Origin of the sequence: Bradyrhizobium genosp. L (genome assembly GCF_015624485.1) — a bacterium.
In the GTDB taxonomy this organism is placed as follows: Bacteria; Pseudomonadota; Alphaproteobacteria; order Rhizobiales; family Xanthobacteraceae; genus Bradyrhizobium.
Map to the genome: position 1 here is coordinate 521,166 of NZ_CP061378.1, position 15,631 is coordinate 536,796.

General features: G+C 65.3%; 14 protein-coding genes. 6 read left to right on the plus strand and 8 right to left on the minus strand.

Features of this window, described 5'->3' with window-relative positions; genetic code table 11:
* Positions 1-141: 141 nt before the first annotated feature.
* The 6 genes from IC762_RS02435 to IC762_RS02460 all read right to left on the minus strand — a co-directional run bounded on the left by IC762_RS02435 (position 142) and on the right by IC762_RS02460 (position 7,476).
* Entirely contained in the window at positions 142-510 is a 369-nt protein-coding gene (locus IC762_RS02435) for a DUF5615 family PIN-like protein (RefSeq protein ID WP_195787073.1), read from the minus strand.
* Positions 507-746 (minus strand): DUF433 domain-containing protein, encoded by a 240-nt coding sequence (locus IC762_RS02440; protein WP_195787074.1) that lies wholly within the window; start codon positions 744-746, stop codon positions 507-509. Before IC762_RS02440 ends, IC762_RS02435 begins: the two co-directional genes overlap by 4 nt.
* Before the next feature lie 45 nt (positions 747-791).
* Entirely contained in the window at positions 792-3,947 is a 3,156-nt protein-coding gene (locus tag IC762_RS02445; RefSeq protein ID WP_195787075.1) for an efflux RND transporter permease subunit, read from the minus strand.
* Between the two features lie 12 nt (positions 3,948-3,959).
* The gene (locus tag IC762_RS02450) at positions 3,960-4,877 is read right to left on the minus strand and encodes an efflux RND transporter periplasmic adaptor subunit (RefSeq protein ID WP_195787076.1); all 918 of its coding nucleotides are present in this window, start codon (positions 4,875-4,877) and stop codon (positions 3,960-3,962) included.
* Positions 4,878-5,116: 239 nt separating this feature from the next.
* The gene (locus IC762_RS02455) at positions 5,117-5,776 is read right to left on the minus strand and encodes an OmpA family protein (protein ID WP_195787077.1); all 660 of its coding nucleotides are present in this window, start codon (positions 5,774-5,776) and stop codon (positions 5,117-5,119) included.
* A 143-nt stretch (positions 5,777-5,919) separates the two neighbouring features.
* Entirely contained in the window at positions 5,920-7,476 is a 1,557-nt protein-coding gene (locus tag IC762_RS02460; RefSeq protein WP_195787078.1) for a caspase family protein, read from the minus strand.
* 371 nt (positions 7,477-7,847) lie between these two features.
* Between IC762_RS02460 and IC762_RS02465 the strand changes: the two genes are divergently transcribed.
* On the plus strand, positions 7,848-8,654 hold the full coding sequence (locus IC762_RS02465; protein WP_195787079.1) for an N-acyl homoserine lactonase family protein: 807 nt from the start codon (positions 7,848-7,850) through the stop codon (positions 8,652-8,654).
* Positions 8,655-8,818: 164 nt separating this feature from the next.
* Here the strand turns inward: IC762_RS02465 and IC762_RS02470 are convergent, their stop codons facing one another.
* Positions 8,819-9,376, minus strand: a complete 558-nt coding sequence (locus tag IC762_RS02470) for a MarR family winged helix-turn-helix transcriptional regulator (protein ID WP_433995870.1) — start codon at positions 9,374-9,376, stop codon at positions 8,819-8,821.
* Between the two features lie 170 nt (positions 9,377-9,546).
* Here IC762_RS02470 and IC762_RS02475 point away from each other — a divergent pair, with 170 nt between their 5' ends.
* The 5 genes from IC762_RS02475 (at position 9,547) to fahA (ending at position 15,219) form a co-directional block, all read left to right on the plus strand.
* The gene (locus IC762_RS02475; protein WP_195787080.1) at positions 9,547-11,175 is read left to right on the plus strand and encodes an FAD-dependent oxidoreductase; all 1,629 of its coding nucleotides are present in this window, start codon (positions 9,547-9,549) and stop codon (positions 11,173-11,175) included.
* A gap of 10 nt (positions 11,176-11,185) precedes the next feature.
* Positions 11,186-11,413 (plus strand): DUF2783 domain-containing protein, encoded by a 228-nt coding sequence (locus IC762_RS02480; RefSeq protein ID WP_195787081.1) that lies wholly within the window; start codon positions 11,186-11,188, stop codon positions 11,411-11,413.
* A 20-nt stretch (positions 11,414-11,433) separates the two neighbouring features.
* Positions 11,434-12,390: an MBL fold metallo-hydrolase gene (locus IC762_RS02485; protein ID WP_195787082.1), complete on the plus strand. Its 957-nt coding sequence runs from the start codon at positions 11,434-11,436 to the stop codon at positions 12,388-12,390.
* A gap of 2 nt (positions 12,391-12,392) precedes the next feature.
* Positions 12,393-13,739: a homogentisate 1,2-dioxygenase gene (gene hmgA, locus IC762_RS02490; protein ID WP_195787083.1), complete on the plus strand. Its 1,347-nt coding sequence runs from the start codon at positions 12,393-12,395 to the stop codon at positions 13,737-13,739.
* Positions 13,740-13,947: 208 nt separating this feature from the next.
* Entirely contained in the window at positions 13,948-15,219 is a 1,272-nt protein-coding gene (gene fahA, locus IC762_RS02495; protein ID WP_195787084.1) for a fumarylacetoacetase, read from the plus strand.
* 100 nt (positions 15,220-15,319) lie between these two features.
* On the opposite strand, the gene IC762_RS02500 is transcribed toward fahA, so the two are convergent.
* Positions 15,320-15,631 (minus strand): DUF1272 domain-containing protein, encoded by a 312-nt coding sequence (locus IC762_RS02500; protein WP_195787085.1) that lies wholly within the window; start codon positions 15,629-15,631, stop codon positions 15,320-15,322.

The following is a 15,631-nucleotide window of genomic DNA, read 5'->3' on the forward strand; positions in this document are numbered from 1 at the left end:
CGTCGCTTTCAATGGGCGCGCGGGTCCTTGGGGTGACACCCAGCCTTGCTGGCCTCACGCCATCCACCCTGCAAACCCCTGCGGTCATCCCGTTGACCGCAGGGGTTTTGATTCCAGGCGCGTGAGGTGGGATCGTCTCGGTCAAGGCCCGATGGGCAAGCGCCTTCTGCGAAGGTGGTCGCGGTCGACGACAATGATGCTTTCAACAATATCGTCATCGCTGAGCTGCGCAAGGATATCGCCCAATCGCTTGCAGACCTCGGCGAGAGTCCAGTCGCCGCGTCGGAACAGGATGAGGCTTGGCTCGGTGGCGCGCGCGGTTGCGAGCAATTGAGGATAGTCGAGGTCGGCCGTGATGATAGTCCTCGCCTCACGTTTGGCGCGATCCATGATGTCGCTGTCAGGCGCGCGTTGCAGTCCCAGATCGATGGCGTGAACGGCGTCGTGACCGCGTTTGGCCAGCCAGGTCGCGGTAGCTGGCGGCAGCGGCATATCGATGAGGAATTTCACTTCGCGGGGACTGCAGGAAGCAGTTCGACCGTCTCGTCGTCAACGAGGAATGCTGCGTATCGCAGCGCCTCGTCGATATCCTCGGCTTCCAAATAGGGATAGCCCGCCAGGATCGTTTCGCGGGTTTCACCGGCGGCGAGCAGTCCGAGCAGACGCGCCACCGGGAATCGCAGTCCGCGGATGCAGGGCTTGCCGGTGCAAATTGCCGGGTCGATGGTGATGCGCGCAAAGGTCATGCAATCAAAATAAGCCTCATTGGGTCGCATTTCCAGCGCCGCGTATCACTCCGCCGCGGGCGACATCGTGCCTGGCGGCGGTCCGGGTGGTCGCTTGGACGACGGCGCCTCGTCGTTCGGGGCCAGCTCGTGATCGGCATGCGAGACCACGAGCCGCTTGCCGACGCGCCAGATCAGGCTGCCGATGTCGTCCATCACCATGAACATCGCCGGCACGAACACCAGCGACAGCACGGTCGAGAAGATCAGGCCGCCGATCACCGCCAGCGCCATCGGCGAGCGGAATTCGCCGCCGGCGCCGAAGGCGAGCGCGGACGGCATCATGCCGGCGACCATCGCGATCGTGGTCATCACGATCGGCCGCGCGCGCTTCATGCCGGCGTCGATCATCGCGTCCTCGCGGGTCTTGCCGTCGCGGATCGCCTCGATGGCGAATTCCACCAGCATGATGGCGTTCTTGGTGACGATGCCCATTAGCATCAGGATGCCGATCCACACCGGCGTGGTGAGCTGCTTGCCGGTCAACAGCAGCGCGCCGATCGCACCGCCGATCGAGAGCGGCAGCGAGAACAGGATGGTGATCGGCTGCAGGAAGGTGCCGAACAGCAGCACCAGCACCGCGTAGACCATCATCAGGCCGGCGGTGATCGCGGTGGCGAAGCCGTCGGACAGTTCGGCAAGGCTCTCGGCATCGCCGGACGGTGACACCTTCACGCCCTTTGGCAGGCTCTTCATGACCGGCAAATCGTAGATCTGCTTGGTGGCGTCGCCGAGCGCGGCGGTGCCGACCAGGTCGGCGGCGACGGTGGCCTGCCGCTCGCGGTCGTAACGGTTGATGCTGGTCGGGCCCTGGTCGAGCTGGATGTCGGCAACGACCGACAGCGGCACGCCGCCGCGTTCGCCGCGCTGGCCGAGCGGCACGCGCAATTGCTCCAGCATCTGCAGGTCGCTGCGGGCAGAGTCCTCGAGCTGGACGCGGATCGGCACCTGGCGCTCGCCGGCGTCGAATTTCGCCAGCGCCGGGCCGACGTCGCCGATGGTGGCGACGCGGATGGTCTGCGACAGGCTTTCGGTGGAGACGCCGAGCCGCGCGGCAAGCTCGGCCCGCGGCCGGATGCGCAGCTCGGGCCGGTCGAGCGAGGTCTCCGAGATCACGTTGGCGATGATCGGGACACGCTGCTTCATCTGCGTCGCGAGCTCGCTGGCGACGTTGTTGACGATGTTGCTGTCGACGCCGGTGACCACGAGCGAGATCGCGCGCAGGCCGTTCTCGTCGAGGAACCAGTAGCGGATGTCGGGGACGTTCTCGAGTTCCTTGCTGATCGAGAGCTCGAGCTCGCGCTGGGTGATCTTGCGATCGGCCTTCGGCGTGTAATTGACGATCAGCGCGGCGCGGCGCACCTCCACGATGCCCGGCGGCACGCGGCCGCCGTCGACGAACACGCTGCGCACCTCGGGCCGCTTGCGCAGGCGTGCCACGATCTCCTCGGTGACCTTCTCGGTGTAGGCGAGCTGCGAGCCGGGCGGCAGCTCCATCGCCAGCAGCGAGCGTGCGGTGTCCTGCGCCGGCAGGAAGCCCTGCGGCAGCAGTGTGATGCTCCAGATCGAGGCCGCAAAGATCGCAAAGCCGATCAGCACGGTGATGTAATGATGCTTCACCGACCAGGTGACGAGGCTGTGGTAGCCGCGCAGGATGCGCCCGGGTGGCGGCTCCGCATGCGAATGATGCTTGAGGAAATAGGCCGCCAGCATCGGCGTGACGAAGCGCGCCGCAAGCAGCGAGAAGAACACCTGCACCGACACCGTGATGCCGAATTGCTTGAAGAACTGGCCTGCGATCCCGGACATGAAGCTCGCCGGCGCGAAGATCGCGATGATCGTGAGCGAGATCGCGATCACGGCGAGGCCGATCTCGTCGGCCGCTTCGAGCGCCGCACGATAGGGCGTCTTGCCCATGTTCATGTGGCGCACGATGTTCTCGATCTCGACGATGGCATCGTCGACCAGGATGCCGGTCGACAGCGTGATGGCGAGGAAGGACACCAGGTTGAGCGAGAAGCCGAGGATGTCCATCGCCCAGAACGCCGGGAAGATCGACAGCGGCAGCGAGACCGCGGCAATGATCGTGGCGCGGATGTCGCGCAGGAACAGCAGCACGATGATGACGGCGAGGATCGCGCCCTCGAACAAGGTCGAGATCGCCGCCTCGTAATTGCCCTTGGTGAATTCGACCGAGGTGTCGATCAGCTTGAGGTCGACGTCGGGATAGGCGGCCTTCAGCGCCTCGATGCGCTTCTGCACGGCGGCCGCGACCACCACGTCACTGGCGCCCTTGGAACGCTTGATGCCCAGCGCCACCACCGGCTCGCCGTTGAAACGGGCGAAGGTGCGGCGGTCGGCGATGGTGTCGGTGACGGTGCCGAGATCGTCGAGCCGCACCTCGCCGCCGCCGAACAGCGGGATCATGGTGCCGGCGAGCTCGTTCAGCGTCTTGGCGCCGGCCAAGGTGCGGATCGCCTGGTCGTTCTTGCCGATCTCGGCGCGGCCGCCGGCGACGTCGACATTGGTGCCGCGCAGGATCTGGCTGACATTGACCGCGGTCAGCCCCATCGCCGACAGCTTGTCGGGATCGAGCGAGACCAGGATCTCGCGCTCGACACCGCCGATGCGCTCGACCTGGGCGACGCCGCGCACGCCCTGCAACGCGCGCTTGACCACGTCGTCGACGAAATAGGACAGCTGCTCCGGCGTCTTGCCGGGCGAGATCGCGGCATAGGTGACGATCGGCAGGCCGATCACGTCGACGCGCTGGATCAGCGGCTCGGTGACGTTCTGCGGCAGATTGGCGCGCACGCGCGTCACCGCGTCCTTGACGTCGTTGAGCGCGCGGTCGGTGTTGGTCTCCAGCGCGAACTGGATGGTGGTGACCGATACGCCGTCGGTGATCGAGGAGGAGATGTGGCGCACGCCCTCGACGCCCGACACGCCGTCCTCGATCGTCTTGGTGACCTGCGATTCAAGCTCGGACGGGGCCGCGCCGAACTGCGAGACCGCGACCGAGATCACCGGGATGTCGGCGCTCGGCAGCCGCGTCACCGCGAGCTTGGTGAAGGAGATCCAGCCGAGCGCGAGCAGGATGATCGAGAAAACGATCGAGGGAAGCGGGTTCCGGATCGACCATGCCGAGATGTTCAATGCCATGCGCGTGCCCGATTACCGTGACCGAGTGCGGTCGAGTTCGTCGGCGAACATGGTCTTGATCTGGTCGCCGTCATGCAGCGAGGTGCCAGCATCGGCCACGACGATTTCGCCGACATCGAGGCCTTCAAGGATTTCAGTCGAGGTGTCCGAGGTCAGCCCGACGCGCACCCGGCGGGTCTCGACCGTGTTGCCCTTCACGACCTGCAAGGTCAGGCGGTCGATCGCGGTGCGCGGCACGGCGACGCCGCAGGAGCGCTTGGCATCGATATTGGCGCGCGCGAACATGCCGACCTTGAGCGTCGGATTGTTGTTGAGCGTGATGCGGACATGACCGAGCTGGGTGGCGCGATCGATCTGCGGCGAGATCAGGCGAACCTTGCCGACCATGTCGGGCGCATCGTCGCGGCTGATCCGCACTGTGGCGCCGGGATTGAGCTTGAGGAGCTGGAACCCCGGCACCTCGGCGTCGAGCTCGATCTCGTTGCCGATCGAGATCTTGAACATCGGCGGCGCCTGCGGCGAGGCCGGTGCGCCGGCGGCGGTGCGCACCTCGGTGACGAGGCCGGCAGCCGGCGCGCGCAGCGAAACCGGCTTGGCATTGGCTTGGGCTGCCTGCTGCGGCGGCGGGGTCAGCCGCGCCAGCTCCTGGTTCTCGGTGACGGTGTCGCCCTCGTGGACCAGGACCTCGGTGACCTTGGAGCCCTCCTGGTCGACATTCACCTGCGCCTCGCGGCGCGGCACGATGAAGCCGGTGACACGGACCATGTCGGAGAAGCAGGCATTGGTGGATTTCGTCACCACCACCAGCGCTTCGCCCGGCGTCTCCTTTTCCTCGGGATGGGAACGGTGCTCGAAGGCGTAATAGGCGACGCCGAGGACGACCAGGCCGACTGCTCCGAGCGCGGGCTTGAGGTACTGGGACACATTCATCGCCGGATCGATCCAGAGCTTGGCACGTCATCAGCCTTCATCGAAATCTCATTCCGCCATCTTGCTGCTTTGAGCATGTGAGGGCCGTCATTGTTCCGGATCATGCTCTGACGTCATGTGCGGCGGGTCACTCTGGCGCTGCTTTTGGGGTTCGGCCGGCAAGCAAATGCGTCCCGCCGGGGCGCGGAACGCATTGTAACCTCAAACAAACCCGGCGCGCCACGGCCTTCGCTCGCGCATCATTTGGCGGCCGTGGTGGCCTTGTCTTCCATGTTCACGACCTGGACGCGGCGGTTCACTTCCGACAGCGGCTGGCTCGGGTCCTTCAGCTTGCTCTTGCCGTAGCCGACGGTGACGAGATCGGTGCCGTTGATGCCGTAATTGTTCACGAGGTAGCGCTTGATGGCGTCGGCACGGCGTTCCGACAGGCCCTGATTGTAGTCCTCGCCGCCGGCCGCATCGGTGTGGCCGGCCACCACGAAGGTCGAGCCCTTCAGATCCGGGTTGGTCAGGGCGCGGCCGAGCGCCTGCACCGAGGGCATGGATTCGTCGCGGATATCGGCGGAGTTGTAGTTGAAGTTGATTTCGAGATCGATCTTCGGCTTGTCCTGCACGATGGTCGCGATCTCCTCGCGCTCGTTGGACGAGAGCGAGCGGGTGGCGCGGCCGCGGACGCTTTGCACGAACTTGGCCTGATCGGCGTTCAGCCCGGGCGCCGGGGTCTGCGGGCCGACCGACAGGCCGCGGGTCACCGGTTTCTTGTCGGGCGTCAGGGCCCTGAGGATCTGCTGCTCGCTGACGTTATCGCCGGCGCGCGCGGCCGAGATGCCGAGCGAAAATGCGGCGCCGATGGTTGCGATCGACAGGATGACGGCCTGACGGGCTGACGGCTTGATCATATCGGTCCCTCCTGCGCGTGTCCTTGCGCGCTTCAATCACTGCTCAAATCGATGGCCGGCAACCGAGGCCGGCGCACACCCTGCTGATTAGTCTCGCAATACGGCCCAGGGTTCGAGTTCCACCGCGGACCGGCGACAGTTGATCACTGCACGCCGTAGTCCGTGAACTCCTTCACGATGTTGGGGTCCATCGCCTTGGCATTGGCGATGTCGAGATCGCCTTCCGCGGCCGCGCCGTTGCGCTTCTTGGCGAGACCCCGTCCGTACAACGACGACGTCAATCGCGGGTTGATCTTCAGCGCGGCGTCGAAATCGGCGATGGCGTTCTTGTTCTGGCCGCTCTTCAGGTTCATCAGCCCGCGGCTGTCGAGCGCGTCGACGAAATTCGGGCGCAGCCGCAGCGCCTCGTTGCAGTCTTTCAGCGCCCCCTGCAGGTCGCCGAGCACGGTACGGACCCAGCAGCGGTTGTTATAGGCCTCGACATCCTTCGGGTTCACCCGCAGCGAGTTGGTGAAGTCCTTCACCGCGAGGTCGTAGAAGCCCTTGCTGGCATAGACCTGGCCGCGGCGGTACAGCGCTGCCGCATCGTCCGGATTTTTTTCCAGCTTGTCATTCAGTCCCTTGATGGTCTGGTCGTCGGCCAGCGCGGGCGGATTGCCCGGAGCGGGCGCAGGCTGGATCACCACCGGCGGCACGGGTGACGGCGGCGGCAGAGTGATCTCGGGACCCTTTGGCGGCGGTGCGGGCGGGGCCGGCGGTGGGGTCGGGGCCGTCGCGACCGGGCCGGGCGGCGTCGGCTTCGGGGCTGGCGGGGGCGGGGCCGGCGTGGGTTTGGCCGGCGTCGCCTGGGTTGGCGGAGCCGGCGGAGGCGGGACCGGCGGGGAAGGCGCGGGCGAGGCGGGCGGCGCCACCGCAACATCGCCGGGCGCGTTGGTCGGCCGCGGTGCGCCGCCCGGGATGAAGGAAAAGTCCTCAGCCAGCGACGACGAAATCCACGGCACCTGTTCCTGGCGCGAGGCGCGGGTGACACCGACGCGGGTGCGGTTCAGCGTCTCCTCCGCCATCAGGTCGGGGGTGCGGATCTCCTTCAGAAGCTCGCGCACGAACAGGCTGTGGTCGCTGCCATTGTCTGACACCACCGACGACAGCGCGGCCGAGTACATCACCAGCGTTCCGTTCGGCGCGATCACCGGGGCAAGCCCCGCCGAGAAGCTGCGGAAGCGGCGCTCGAACGGGTTGCGCCTGGAAGCGTCGATCAGGGCGATCTTGACGCCGGCGCCGCGGCTGTTGATCTCGCCGAGCACGGTTTCCAGGCTGAAGCCGTCACGGCGGACATCCGCCTCGGCCCAGATCTGCGCGTCGACCGGGATCATGTAGCTCTGCCGGTTCGACTGGATGCCGTAGCCCGAGTAGAAGATCAGCGCGACCGCGCCCGGCTTGATCTTGCCATAGAGCTTGTCGAAGGCGCGCCGCATGCCGTCGCCGGTCAGGTTCTCGCCGACCTCGACGGTGAAGCCGTCGCGCTTGAGCTCGTCGGCGACGTCGCGGGCGTCGTTGATCGGCTCCTTCAGTGGCGCGTCGGCGTCGGGATATTTGGCGTTGCCGATGACCAGCGCGAAGCGCTCACCGGCCGCGTAGGAGGAGACCGGCGACGCGATCGAAAAAATCAGCGTGGCAAGCAAGGCAAGGCGGATTTTCATAAGCGCGGCAATCCAGATCGCGGCATTGCAAAAGAAATGGCGCCGATTCCAGCCCGCGCCTCGGCGACCTTACTCTAGGGAAAACCCATTATCAAACCACCGCCAAACCTCCGTCAACCGCCTGCGCCGGCATCGCAAATTGCGACAGACTATTTTGCGGCCGTGCGGTGCAACCGGACAATTCCGGCCCGCCGCGGCCGACCTCGTCCATGGTTACGGGTTCCGGGCGGCGGCTAATGTGACCCGCCTCTCACAGCAGATGTCGCGGCCCTGACGTGTGTTTGTCATTGGGCCGCGCGGTTTGACCTTTGCGCGTCGCGATGGCTTGCTGTGTGGGGACGGCAATCCACCCAAACAAAAGAGCGAAACCGATGGGAAACGCCTACGAGATCTATGCGCTGCGCTATGCGACGATGTCGCCCCGCACCCCTCATCTGAACTTCCTGGTGCCCGATCCGCACGATACCACCGCGCAGGACCTCGATTATTTCGTCTGGCTGGTTCGCGGCCATGGCCGCGACATCCTGGTCGACACCGGCTTCAACGCCGAGGAAGCGAAGGCGCGCGCCCGCAAGCTGACGCTCAACCCGGTCGATGCGCTTGAAGGCTTCGGCGTCAGTGCCGATGCGATCCGCGACGTCATCGTCACCCATCTGCATTATGACCACGCCGGCAATCTCGATCGCTTCCCGAATGCCCGCTTCCATCTGCAGGAACGCGAGATGAGCTACGCGACCGGCCGCTGCATGTGCAACGGCATGCTGCGCCATCCGTTCTCCATCGAGCATGTCACGCAGATGGTGCGCCATGTCTATGGCGAGCGCGTCACCTTCCATTCCGGCGACGGTGAGATCGCGCCCGGCGTCACCGTGCATCGGGTCGGCGGTCATTCCGACGGCCTGCAGGTGGTACGGGTCGAGACCGCGCGCGGCCCCGTCGTTCTTGCCTCCGACGCCGCGCATTACTACGCCAACCTGCACAAGCGCAGCCCGTTTCCGATCGTCTACAATGTCGGCGACATGGCGCATGGCTGGGAAACCGTCGAGCGGCTCGCCGGCCATCCGGATCGCTTCATCCCCGGCCACGATCCGATCGTGAGCGAGATCTATCCCCGCGCCAGCGACAAGGTCGACGCGTTCGCACTGCATCTGGCGCCGTCGCGGTCGTTCGCGAAGTAGCCGCTATTGCGCGGGTAGCGCGCCACAAACTCTCTGTCGTCCCGGGCTTGACCCGGGACCCATAACCACGAATGTGAATTGTTGTCCGACGCTGGGCCCCTGCTTGCGTCAACAACGCAATCCTGTGGCTATGGTCCCGGCTTTCGCCGGGACGACGGTTGGACCTAATACGCGTCCTTCGCGTCGGCTTCTTCGCTGGTCTGCACCAGCTCGAGGCTCTTCTCGACCTTGCCGAGCAGGCGGCCGAGATCGCGGCGCTCCTGGGCGGAGAGGCAGGACAGGATTTCCTGCTCCTTGCGCAGCAGGCGCGGGATCAGCTCTTCGTAGAGCGTGCGGCCCTGCTTCGTCAGTTGCAGGCGGAATTCGCGGCGGTCGTCCGCGTTCTCGACGCGCTCGACGATGTCGCGTTCCATCAGCGCCGAGACCGCGCGGCTGATGGTGGACTTATGGGTGCGGGTGCAGTGCGCGATATATTGCGCGCTGCAGGGATCGGCGCGAAAACCCAGCGTCGCGAGCACGCGCCATTCCGGAATGTCGAGGCCGTAGCGCGCCTGATATTCGCTCGACAGCGCCGACGAGACCTCGGCCGCCAGCCGATTGAGGCGGAACGGCACGAAGTGAAAGAGATCGAGGCGCTTCTTCCGTGCAGCGACATCGTCGCGCAGGTCGGCGTCCACCGGGCGCGGCCGGATCGGAGGCTGGCTAGCTGAGGTCCTTGCCAAGAATCTCTCCAATTTGAGTTGACGGCGAGCCCGCGGGGGAGTTTAGATAGTTGCAAGTGAGACTAATTTAGCAAGGTCGCCGTCCGGCCGCAAGCTTGTCATGCGGGACCGGAGCCAAAAGGGCCGGCGCCTCGAGGGAACATCCAGGGTCACGCAATCAGGGTCGCATCATGGCAGACGCCGGCACGGCACAGGCCAAAACCCAGTTCGGCTATCGCCGCCATCCCGACCAGGACCGGAGCGGCGGCAACGTCGCGGAGCATCCGGTCGTGGTGGTCGGCGCAGGTCCCGTGGGGCTGTCGCTTGCGATCGATCTGGCGCAGCGCGGCCAGCGCGTCGTTCTGCTCGACGATGCCGACCGCATCGGTGAGGGCTCGCGCGCGATCTGTTTCTCGAAACGTTCGCTGGAATTCTGGGACCGTCTCGGCGTCGGCGACCGCATGGTCGACAAGGGCGTGGTGTGGAGCGTCGGCAAAATATTTCACGGCGCCTCGCAACTCTACCAGTTCAATCTGCTGCCCGAGGAGGGTCACAAGCGGCCCGCTTTCATCAATTTGCAGCAGTTCTACGCGGAAGCCTATCTGGTTGATCGCATCGGGCAATTGCCTGACATCGATCTGCGCTGGCGTAACAAGGTGATCGCGCTGGACAGCCGCAATGATGGCGTGGCGCTGACCATCGCAACGCCCGAGGGCTCCTACCAGTTGCATGCGAGCTTCGTGGTCGCCTGCGACGGCGCCCGCTCGTCGCTGCGGCAGATGGTTGGCGCGGAGTTTTCAGGCCAGGTGTTCGAGGACCAGTTCCTGATCGCCGACGTCAAGATGACCGCGGCGTTCCCGACCGAGCGCTGGTTCTGGTTCGATCCGCCGTTCCATGCCGGGCGCTCGGCGCTGCTGCACAAGCAGCCGGACGACGTCTGGCGCATCGACTTGCAGCTCAACCCGGATGCCGATCCCGTGGCGGAGCGGCAGCCGGAAAACGTGCGGCCGCGGATCGCCCGCATGCTCGGCCATGACAAGTTCGAATTCGAATGGATCTCGCTGTACAAGTTCCAGTGCCGGCGGATGGCCAAATTCATCCACGGCCGCGTGGTGTTTGCCGGCGATTCCGCTCACCAGGTGTCGCCATTCGGCGCGCGGGGCGCCAATTCCGGGCTCGAGGATGCCGAAAACCTGGCTTGGAAGCTCGATCGCGTGCTGCGCCGGGTATCTCCCGAAGGCTTGCTGGAGAGCTATCACGTCGAGCGCAGCGCTGCGGCGGATGAGAACATCCGCGAATCGACCCGCTCGACCAATTTCATGGCGCCGGTGACGCGGCAGGAGGCGCGGCTACGCGAGGCGGTGCTCTCGCTTGCCAAGGAGACCGAGTTCGGCAAGCGCATGGTCAATGGCGGTCGGTTGTCGGTGCCTTCGGTGTATGAGACGCCGCTGTCGAGCGGGGATCGCGACCAATGGCGCGGCGGCCCGCGGCCGGGCGCCTCGATGCTGGATGCACCGGTGACGGAACGGGATGGCTGCCCGACATATCTGACCGAGGCTTTCATCAAGCAGGGAACGCGCTTCACGCTGCTGGAGTTTTGTAATGGCGCGGCGGCCGATGTTCCCGACGGTGTCGGGAGCATCCGCGTCGGCGGCAACGATGGCCTGGTCGACGCACAGGGTCTTGCCGGCAAGCGATACGACGCCGAGCCCGGCACCGCCTATCTGCTGCGGCCGGACGGCTATGTCGCGGCGCGCTTTCGTAAAGCGCAGCGGCCGGCGATCGATGCGGCGCTGGCGCGCGCATCAGGCGTGAGCTGAGGTATCGATCATGACGCTCTCGACCAGCTCAAATTTTGCCAAACCCGATGACGCCTTCCGCGCCATCGTCGAGGCGCATCGCGGCCTCACCGAAGCGCAGAGCGCCGACCTCGATGCCGCGCTCGTGCTCGTGCTTGCCAATCATATCGGCGACATCGCGGTGCTGCATGAAGCGATCGCGCTGGCGAAGCGGCGGATGCTGGATGCGAGCCAGCAGCAACAACAGCAACAACAATAGCGACAGACAGGATTGAACTGATGGCCAAAGGTTTCGCCTCGACCACCGATCTCTCGGAAAAGAAGGTCACCTTCTCCGAGATCGGCACCGATCTCTACGCCTTCACCGCCGAGGGCGATCCCAACACCGCCGTGATCGTCGGCGAGGACGGCTGCCTGGTGTTCGACGCGCAGGCGACGCCGGCGATGGCGAATAAGGTGATCGAGCGGGTGCAGACCGTCACCGACAAGCCGATCAAATATGTCGTGCTATCGCATTATCACGCGGTCCGCGTGCTCGGCGCCTCGGCCTATCATGCGCAGGGCATCGTCGCCTCGCAGGAAACCTACCGCCTGATCGAGGAGCGGGGCCAGCAGGATTGGGATTCCGAGTACGGCCGCTTCCCGCGCCTGTTCCAGGACGCCGCCAGCATTCCCGGCCTGACCTGGCCGACGCTGACCTTCGAGGGCGAGATGTCGATCTACCTCGGCAAGCGCGAGGTGCGGCTGATGCAGCTCGGCGCCGGCCACACCTCCGGCGACATCGTCGCCTGGGTGCCGGATGCCGAGGTGATGTTCTCGGGTGATCTGATCGAATACCATTCGGCCTGCTATTGCGGCGATGCGCATTTGCGCGAATGGCCGATGACGCTGAATGAAATCCGCGCCTTCAATCCGAAGGCGATCGCGCCGGGCCGCGGCGACGCGCTGACCGGCCTCGCCACCACGCGCGATGCGATCGCGATGACCCGGGATTTCGTCACCTCGCTCTATGGCGCGGCGGAGACCTCGGTCGCCAAGGGCCGCAGCCTGAAGGAATCGATGGCTGCGACACGCGAGGTGATGGATCCGAAATTTGCGAGCTTTGCGATCTACGAGCACTGCCTGCCGTTCAACGTCTCGCGCGCCTATGACGAGGCGTCCGGCATCGACGACCCCGTGATCTGGACCGACAAGCGCGACCAGGAGATGTGGGCCGCGCTGCAAGGAGGAGGATAGTCGTGAACATCAACACCTCGCCTGACCAACTGGTTCGCAGCACCGGACAGGTGACGCCGGGCTACATGTCCGGCTTCGGCAACAGCTTTGAGACCGAGGCGCTGCCCGGCGCGCTGCCGATGGGCCGCAACTCGCCGCAGCGCTGTGCCTATGGGCTCTATGCCGAGCAGCTCTCCGGCTCGCCGTTCACGGCGCCGCGCGGCACCAATGAGCGTTCCTGGCTGTACCGCATCCGTCCCTCGGTACGGCACTCAGGCCGTTTCACCAAGGCCGACGCCGGGCTGTGGCGCACCGCGCCCTGCCACGAATACGATATGCCGATCGCGCAACTGCGCTGGGACCCTGCGCCGATCCCGAAAGAGGACATGACCTTCCTGCAGGGCGTGCAGACCATGACCACGGCCGGCGATGCCAACACGCAGGCCGGCATGGCAGCGCATGTCTATCTCATCACCAAATCGATGGTGGACCAGCATTTCTACAATGCCGACGGCGAGATGATGTTCGTGCCGCAGCAGGGCAATCTGCGCTTCGTCACCGAGTTCGGCCGCATCGACGCCGAGCCCGGCGAGATCGTGGTGATCCCGCGCGGCGTCAAATTCCGGGTCGAGATTCCCGCCGGTCCTGCCCGCGGCTATATCTGCGAAAACTATGGCGGCGCCTTCACGCTGCCGGAGCGCGGCCCGATCGGCGCCAATTGCCTGGCCAATTCGCGCGACTTCCTGACGCCGGTGGCTGCTTACGAGGACAAGGACACGCCGACCGAGCTCTACGTCAAATGGGGCGGCGCGCTGTTCAAGACTGAGCTCGCCCATTCGCCGATCGACGTGGTGGCCTGGCATGGCAATTATGCGCCCTACAAATACGATCTGCGGACCTTCTCGCCGGTCGGCGCGATCGCCTTCGATCATCCCGATCCCTCGATCTTCACGGTGCTGACCTCGCCGTCGGAGACTGCGGGCACCGCGAATATCGACTTCGTGATCTTTCCGGAGCGCTGGCTGGTGGCCGACAACACCTTCCGTCCGCCGTGGTATCACATGAACATCATGAGTGAGTTCATGGGCCTGATCTACGGTGTCTACGACGCCAAGCCGCAGGGTTTTGTGCCCGGCGGCATCTCGCTCCACAATTGCATGCTGCCGCACGGCCCCGACCGCGAAGCCTTCGAGCACGCCAGCAACAGCGAGCTGAAGCCGGTGAAGCTGACAGGAACGATGGCCTTCATGTTCGAGACGCGCTTCCCGCAACGGGTGACGCAGCACGCAGCGACGTCGTCGACCTTGCAGGACGATTACTCGGATTGCTGGAAGGGCCTCGAGAAGAAGTTCGATCCGAAAAAGCCGTAACACTTGCCCTCCCCTGGAGGGGGAGGGTCGCTTCACAGTGAGCGAAGCGAATGTGAAGCGGGGTGGGGTGATCTCTCCCCTCGGGCACTGCTTCAGCGGAGAGACTTTCACCCCACCCCGCCGCTCATTTCATTCGCGTCGACCCTCCCCCTCCAGGGGAGGGTGAAGAACATCAGCCGTTGCACCTGATTGCACACCGGGAAATCCTATGCCCCACCCCAACGACCCCTCCCTCCGCTCCTTCATCGACGTCGCGCCGACCTCAGACTTCCCGATCCAGAACCTGCCCTACGGCGTGTTCTCGTCGAAGGACGGGCTGGCGCCGCGGGTCGGCGTCGCGATCGGCGACTACGTGCTCGACCTGTGGGAGCTCGAGCAGGACTCGCGGCTCGATGTCGGGCCGCTCGGCGTGTTCTCGCAGCCCTCGCTCAATGCCTTCATGGCGCTGGGGCCGAAGGTGTGGTCGGCGACGCGGGCGCGGATCAGCGAGCTGCTGCGCTCCGATCACGCGGAGCTGCGCGACAACAGGGAGTTGCGGGCGCGGGCGCTGGTGCCGATGGCCGACGTGAAGCTGCACATGCCGTTCACGGTCGCGGGCTACACCGATTTCTATTCGTCGAAGGAGCACGCCACCAATGTCGGCGTCATGTTCCGCGGCAAGGACAATGCGTTGCAGCCGAACTGGCTGCACATGCCGATCGGCTATAACGGCCGCGCGTCGACGGTGGTTGTGAGCGGCACCAACGTGCGGCGCCCCCGCGGCCAGCTCAAGCCGCCGACGGCGGAGGTGCCTTCGTTCGGTCCGTGCAAGCGGCTCGATTTCGAGCTTGAGATGGGCGTCGTGGTCGGGCAATCGTCGCCGATGGGCGAGATGCTGACCGTGCAGCAGGCTGAGCAGATGATCTTCGGCTTCGTCATCCTCAACGACTGGAGCGCGCGCGACATTCAGGCATGGGAGTACGTCCCGCTCGGGCCGTTCCAGGCCAAGGCGTTCGCGACCTCGATCAGCCCGTGGGTGGTGACGCGCGAGGCGCTGGAGCCGTTCCGGCTGCAGGGCCCGGCACAGCAGCCGGAACCGCTCGCCTACCTGAAGCAGGCAGGGGTGAACAATTACGATATGCAGCTCGATGTTGCGCTACGCGCCGGCGCGATGAACGAAGCGAAGACTATCACCAGCACCAATTTCAAATACATGTACTGGTCGTCGGTGCAGCAACTCGTGCATCACGCCTCCAGCGGCTGCGCGATGAATGTCGGCGATCTCTTGGGGTCCGGCACGATCTCCGGCCCGGAGAAGCAGCAGCGCGGCAGCCTGTTGGAGATTTCCTGGAACGGCACCGAGCCGGTCGAGCTTGCTGATGGCGTCAAGCGCACCTTCCTGGAAGACGGCGACACCCTCGTGATGCGCGGCTGGTGCCAGGGCGATGGCTATCGGGTCGGCTTTGGCGAGGTGGAAGGGACGATCATCGCGGCGGAGTGATCTCCGCACCGTCATTGCGAGGAGCGGAGCGACGAAGCAATCCATCCATCGGCGTACGCGGAGCGATGGATTGCTTCGCTCCGCTCGCAATGACGGGGGCCTACCGCTCCTCCGGTCTGATATCCCGCAACCGCGCCGAATGCGCCGCGCAATCCTCCGTGCTGTATTTCAGATGCACCCGCTTGTCCGACGGCGGCTGCTTCGCCGTGCAGACGCCCGGCCGCCATTCCGTCGCGGGCCGGATCGGGCGCGGCGCGAAGCCGCCGCCGCAATTCGGGCAGACATTGCCGAGCTTCTGCTCGGCGCAGTCCGCACAGAACGTGCATTCATAGGAACAGATGCGCGCCTCGAGCGCGCTCGGCGGCAGGTCCTTGTCGCAATATTCGCAGTTCGGTCGCAGCTGGAGTGCCAT